The organism is Actinophytocola sp. (genome assembly GCF_050699915.1).
Taxonomy (GTDB): Bacteria; Actinomycetota; Actinomycetes; order Mycobacteriales; family Pseudonocardiaceae; genus Actinophytocola.
In genome coordinates this window covers 1-5,787 of record NZ_JBOHGA010000308.1, presented here as the reverse complement: position 1 = coordinate 5,787, position 5,787 = coordinate 1, and the positions used below count along the sequence as shown (strand labels likewise).

Genomic DNA, 5,787 nt, shown 5'->3' with positions numbered 1-5,787 from the left:
GGCGTACGTGTTCACCGGTACCGTCCGGGAGAACCTCACCTACCTGCGGGCGGATGCGACCAACGCCGAGCTCGCCGCGGCGACCACCGCGGTCGGCGCGGACCAGCTGGTCGACCGTCTCGGCGGATACGACGCGACGATCAGGCCGGCCGAGCTGTCCGCGGGCGAGCGGCAGCTCGTCGCGCTCGTGCGGGCCTACCTCTCGCCCGCGCCGGTGGCCGTCCTCGACGAGGCGACCTGCCACCTCGACCCGGTCGCCGAGCGGCGCGCGGAGCAGGCGTTCGCCGCGCGGGAGGGCACGTTGATCGTGATCGCGCACCGGATCAGCTCGGCCCTGCGGGCCGACCGGGTCCTGGTGCTCGACGGCGCCGGCGCGGCCACCGGCGACCACGCCACGCTGGTCTCGACCTCGCCGCTCTACCGCGACCTCGTCGGCCAGTGGGAGCCCGACCCGGTGCGGCTGTGAGCGTTTACAGCCAGCCCGACTCGGTGGCGATGCGGATGGCGTCGATCCGGGTCCGCGCGCCGGTCTTGTTCATTGCGTTGGACAGGTAGTTGCGCACGGTGCCGGGCGACAGGGAAAGCGTGCGGGCGATCTCCGGGCCGGTCGCCCCGCCCGCCGCGAGCTTGAGCACGTGCACCTCGCGCGGGGTGAACGGGTTGCGGTCCGCGGCCAGCGCGGCGACCACGAGGTTCGCGTCGATCATCGTGCCGCCGCCGGCCACGTCGCGGATCGCGGCCAGCAGGCGGCACGCCGGGGCGTTCTTGTCGATCAGCCCGTGCACCTGCGCGGCGAGCAGCCGGCGCAGCACTCCCGGCGGGCGGGTGACGGTGAGCGCGACGATCTGGCACTCCGGCAGCCTGCGGCGCAGTTCCGAGACCGTGTAGACGCCGCGGGTGTCCGGCAGGTCGGCCGCCACCACCGCGACGTCCGGGCGTAACCGCAGCGCCACCGAGATCACCTTCTGGTCGCACTTCAGGTCGGCGACCACCTCCATGTCCTCCTCCACCGAGAGGACGCTGACCAGTGCGGTTCGCAACAGGTCCATGTCCTCGGCAAGCAGCACCCGGATGGAACGGGTGCTCGCGTGCTCAGCTGGGCGACGCCGCGCCATGCATGCCTCCCGATGTGACGGCTTCTATAAAGGGGTCATTGCGAGTCAGATTCTCGTTACAGGGGTCATTCGCTTGGAGTAACCGGCCGCGGCTACGGAGATATCGTCACGCGCCGAGAATTTTGGTAACGCGATAACTCGGCCGGTTGAATTTTGTCCACGTTGGATGCTCCCGGCGACCGCATCGATCGCACGGATGCCGGCCCGCGCCAAGGAAGTTCACCCTGCGACCACCCGAACGAGTGGACCCGCCCGGCCGCATGCGAGCGTTGTGCGTCGACACCCGAGCGGGTTCGCGGCAATACCCGGACAGCGGTATGCGCAGCACCCTGCGTATCTCCCTGGTCCGGGTCGTGGAAACTCGATCGTGATTGCTCCGCGATAATCCGTATCCCCCGCAAGGGGGAGGTTTTCCCGAATTTCTTCACTGGCCCGGACCGCCGCGGGAGCCCACCGAGGAGCCGCCGCGGACCGCGACGTGCCCGGGCCCGGGGTCCCGGGAGTAGACCGGCGCCGGACATAGACTGCAGGCTCTCCGCCTGCCGAACCGACCGAGGAGCACGTGTGGCCGAGCCGACTCCGGTGTCGAACGGGCAGCCCGCCGCGCCGGCCGCGGTGGCGGGCCAGCGTCCGGTCGGCCTGGTCGTCGGCACTGTGGCCGCGAGCCCGCTCGAGTTCTCCGTCGGCGTCGCCGCCGACCAGTTCCTGCAGCTCGACGACGTCGTGGTGACCCGCCGCAAGCTCCCGGACGGCGCCGAGGTGCGGATCGCCGGCGTGGTGACCAACGTCGAGGCGGGCCACGAGGGCGCCCGGTTCGCCTCCGACGTGTTCCTCATCGAGCAGGGTGCGCTGCCGGCCGAGGTCAGCGAGGTCGCCGAGGTCACCGTCACCCGGGTCGAGCCCGAGGTGTACGTGCCGCCGCGGCCGGGCACCGCGGTCGACCGGGCCACCGGCGAGGAGCGGGACTCGGCGCTGTACTTCGACACGATGGCCGGCGCCAAGCTGCCGGTCGGCCTGGGCCGCGACGGGCTGCCGGTCTACCTCAACTTCGAGTTCGTGGACGGCACCCGCGGCGGCCACGTGTCGATCTCCGGCGTCTCCGGGATCGCGACGAAGACGAGCTTCGCGACCTTCCTGCTGCACTCGATGTTCAACTCCGGCGTGCTGGCCGGCGAGGCGCACAACACGAAGGCGCTGATCTTCTCCGTGAAGGGCGAGGACCTGCTGTTCCTCGACTACGAGAACTCGCGGCTCACCGACGAGCAGCGGGCCCGGTACGGCCTGCTCGGCCTGCCCGCCGGCTCGTTCCGCAACGTCCAGGTGTTCGCCCCGCCCCGGCCCGGCGACTCGAGCGGCACCCCGGACGTGCGGGCCCGGGACAAGGCGGTCAGCCCGTTCTACTGGACCCTCGCCGAGTTCTGCGAGCAGGAGCTGATGCCGTTCGTGTTCGCCGACGGCGAGGACGAACGCAGCCAGTACACGATGCTGATCGGCCAGGTCGCCGCCCGGCTGCGCCGCGACCATCAGAAGGTCGGCCGGGACGGCGCGGTCCAGATCACCGGCGCCGACCCGGGCCGCGGCGGCCAGCTGCGCAGCTTCGAGCAGCTGGTGGGGCTCATCGAGGACGAGCTGCTCGACGAGGACACCCGCCGCGACTGGGTGGCCGGCAGCACCTCGACCGGCAGCGTGAACGCGTTCCTGCGGCGGCTGCGCTCCGCGGTCCGCCCGCTGTCCACGATCATCCGGTCCGACCTGGCCGACCGAGGCGACCGGTCGCTGTCCACCTCGCAGGCCCAGGTCACGGTCGTGGACCTGCACAACCTGCCCGACCGCGCGCAGAGGTTCGTGGTCGGCGTGTCGCTGCGCCAGGAGTTCCGCCGCAAGGAGGAGCAGGGCACCGCCCGGCCGCTGATGTTCATCGTGCTCGACGAGCTGAACAAGTACGCCCCGCGCGACGGCGACAGCCCGATCAAGCAGATCCTGCTGGACGTCGCCGAGCGCGGCCGGTCGCTGGGCGTGATCCTCATCGGCGCGCAACAGACCGCGAGCGAGGTCGAGCGGAGGATCGTGGCGAACTGCTCGATTCGCGTCGCGGGCCGGCTCGACCCGGCCGAGGCGTCCCGCCCCGAGTACGGCTACCTGCCGCCGGCCCAGCGGCAGCGCGCGACGATCGCCAAGCCCGGCACGATGTTCGTCTCGCAGCCGGACATCCCGGTGCCGCTCGCGATCGAGTTCCCGTTCCCCGCGTGGGCTACCCGGCCGGCGGAGAAGGGGCCGTGGACCGGAGTGGACGACGGTCCGGCCGCACCCGCCGACCCCTTCGCCGGACTCGACACCGACGACGACCCGCCCCCGTTCTGAGGTCATCCATGAAGATTCTGCACACCGCCGATTGGCATGTCGGCAAGGTGCTGAAGAACCAGCCGCGCATCGACGAGCAGAAGCTGGTGCTGCGCGACCTGGTGCGCGTGGCGAACGAGGAGGACGTCGACCTGGTCGTCGTCGCCGGCGACCTGTTCGAGACCGCGGCGCCCAACCCGCAGGCGCAGAGCCTGGTCATGCGCACGCTGATGGAGCTGCGCGGCGGGAACCGGGAGGTCGCCCGGGATGTCGTCGTGCTCGCCGGCAACCACGACAACGCCCGGCTGGTGCAGGACGTCTACCGGCCGGTGCTGGGAGAGCTGGGCCTGCACGTGGTCGGCACGCCCCAGCGCCCGGACAGCGGCGGCACGCTCACCCTCGACACGCGCTCCGGCGAGCGGGCCGTGGTCGCCGCGCTGCCGTTCCTGTCCCACCGGATCGCCGTGCGCGCGGCCGAGGTCCTGCTGCACGATCCCTCGCGGCACAACCAGGACTACGCCAACCGCGTCAAGGCGATCATCGCCATGCTGTGCGACGGGTTCACCGCGGACAGCGTCAACGTCGTCACCACGCACGCCACCCTGCTCGGCGGCCGCTGGGGCGGCGGCGAGCGCGCGGTGCAGACGCTGCTCGGCTACGAGGTGCCGCCGGACACGTTCTCGCCGAACACGCACTACGCCGCGCTCGGCCACCTGCACCGCTACCAGGAGATCGCCGGGCCGTGCCCCATCGCCTACTCGGGTTCGCCGCTCGCGCTGGACTTCGGTGAGGAGGCCAACGAGCCGGTGGCGCTGATCGTGACCGCCACCCCGGACAGCCGCGCGCGGATCCGTCCGGTGCCGCTGCGTGGCGGTCGCCCGCTCGCCACGCTGCGCGGCACGCTGGACGAGGTCGTGGCCGCCGGTGAGGAGGCGGGGGAGGCGTTCCTGCGCGTGGTCCTCACCCAGAAGGCGGGCGCCGGGCTCGCCGACCTGGTGCGGGAGAAGCTGCCGAACACGCTCGACGTGCAGATCGACGAGAAGTTCCGCGCCCGCGCCGACGGGGGCGGCCCGGTGCGCAGCCGCATCGGCCGTTCGCCGACCGACCTGTTCGCGGACTTCCTGTCGGAGAAGGAGATCGAGGACCCGCGGCTCGGCGCGATGTTCGCCGAGCTGCTCGAGGAATCGACGGGAGGTCGCTGATGCGCCCCCTGCGCCTGGTGTTCGAGGGCTTCGGCAGCTACCGGGACCACACCGACGTCCAGCTGTCCGATGTGGACTTCTTCGTGCTGACCGGGCCGACCGGCTCGGGCAAGAGCACGGTCATCGACGCGCTGTGCTTCGCGCTGTACGGCACGGTTCCCCGGTGGGGCAAGGGAAACGTCATCCGCAACGCGCTCGCCCCGTCGGTCAACGAGGGTCGGGTCTGTCTGGTGTTCGAGGCCGCCGGCGGGCGCTACGCCGCGGCCCGGCAGCTGCGCCGCGACGCGCGCGGCAACGTGCACACCAAGGAGGCGCGGCTGGACCGCCTCGACGCGGGCGTGCCGCCGGACGCGGACATGGCCAAGATCCTCGAGGCCGTCGTGCGGCCGGAGGCCGAGGGAGACAAGGTCACCGGCGCGGTGAGCGAGCTGCTCGGCATCGGCTACGACCAGTTCACCCAGTGCGTCGTGCTGCCGCAGGGCCGGTTCGCCGAGTTCCTGCAGGCCAAGCCCGGTGACCGGCAGGACCTGCTGATCCAGCTGCTCGCCTACGCCGTCTACGAGGACGTCGGCCAGCGTGCCCGCGAGCGGGCCAAGGTCGCGGTCGGCCGGCTGGAGGGCTCCCAGCAGCGCCTCGCCGAGCTGGGCACGGTCACCGACGACGTGATCGCCGCCGCGACCCGGCGCGTCGCCGACCTCGAAGGTCTTGTGTCCACAGTGGACACGGCGGTCGAGCGGATGGCCGAGCTGCGCACGAGGTGGGCCGAGGCGAACGCGGCGGCCAAGACCGTCGAGGAGCAGCTGCGCGAGCTGCGGTCGCTGCGGCAGCCGGGTGACGTGGTGGACCTGTCCACCCGCCTGACCGCCGCCGACGAGTCGGTTGCCAAGACAGTCGAGGCGCGGGTGGCCGCGGAGCAGGCCGAGGCCGAGGCGGACGCCGCCCGGGCCGGCCTGCCCGAGCACGCGGAGCTGTCGCGCTGGCGCGACGCGCACGCCCGGTCGGCGTCGCTGGCCGCCCGGCTGGCGCGGTCGCGTGAGGTCGTCGCGACGGCCGACGAGGCCGATCAGGCCGCCGCCGCGAAGGCCGCGGACGCGGAGCAGGCGCTCGCCGACGCCGAGGCCGCGCAGGCC

5 protein-coding genes are annotated in these 5,787 nt (G+C 72.3%); 4 read left to right on the top strand and 1 reads right to left on the bottom strand.

Annotation, left to right across the window (positions count from 1 at the left end; all coding sequences use genetic code 11):
• Positions 1 to 466 (top strand): ATP-binding cassette domain-containing protein (locus ACRDSK_RS31070; RefSeq protein WP_431444958.1); only part of this gene is annotated, 466 nt, incomplete at its 5' end.
• 4 nt (positions 467 to 470) lie between these two features.
• On the opposite strand, the gene ACRDSK_RS31065 is transcribed toward ACRDSK_RS31070, so the two are convergent.
• On the bottom strand, positions 471 to 1,115 hold the full coding sequence (locus ACRDSK_RS31065; protein WP_431444957.1) for a response regulator transcription factor: 645 nt from the start codon (positions 1,113 to 1,115) through the stop codon (positions 471 to 473).
• A 564-nt stretch (positions 1,116 to 1,679) separates the two neighbouring features.
• On the opposite strand from ACRDSK_RS31065, the gene ACRDSK_RS31060 reads away from it, so the two are divergent.
• The 3 genes from ACRDSK_RS31060 to ACRDSK_RS31050 all read left to right on the top strand — a co-directional run.
• Positions 1,680 to 3,476, top strand: a complete 1,797-nt coding sequence (locus ACRDSK_RS31060) for an ATP-binding protein (protein ID WP_431444956.1) — start codon at positions 1,680 to 1,682, stop codon at positions 3,474 to 3,476.
• Positions 3,477 to 3,484: 8 nt separating this feature from the next.
• On the top strand, positions 3,485 to 4,657 hold the full coding sequence (locus ACRDSK_RS31055; protein WP_431444955.1) for an exonuclease SbcCD subunit D: 1,173 nt from the start codon (positions 3,485 to 3,487) through the stop codon (positions 4,655 to 4,657).
• Positions 4,657 to 5,787: AAA family ATPase (locus ACRDSK_RS31050; RefSeq protein WP_431444954.1), on the top strand; the 1,131-nt coding region annotated here is incomplete at its 3' end. The genes ACRDSK_RS31055 and ACRDSK_RS31050, both read left to right, overlap by 1 nt.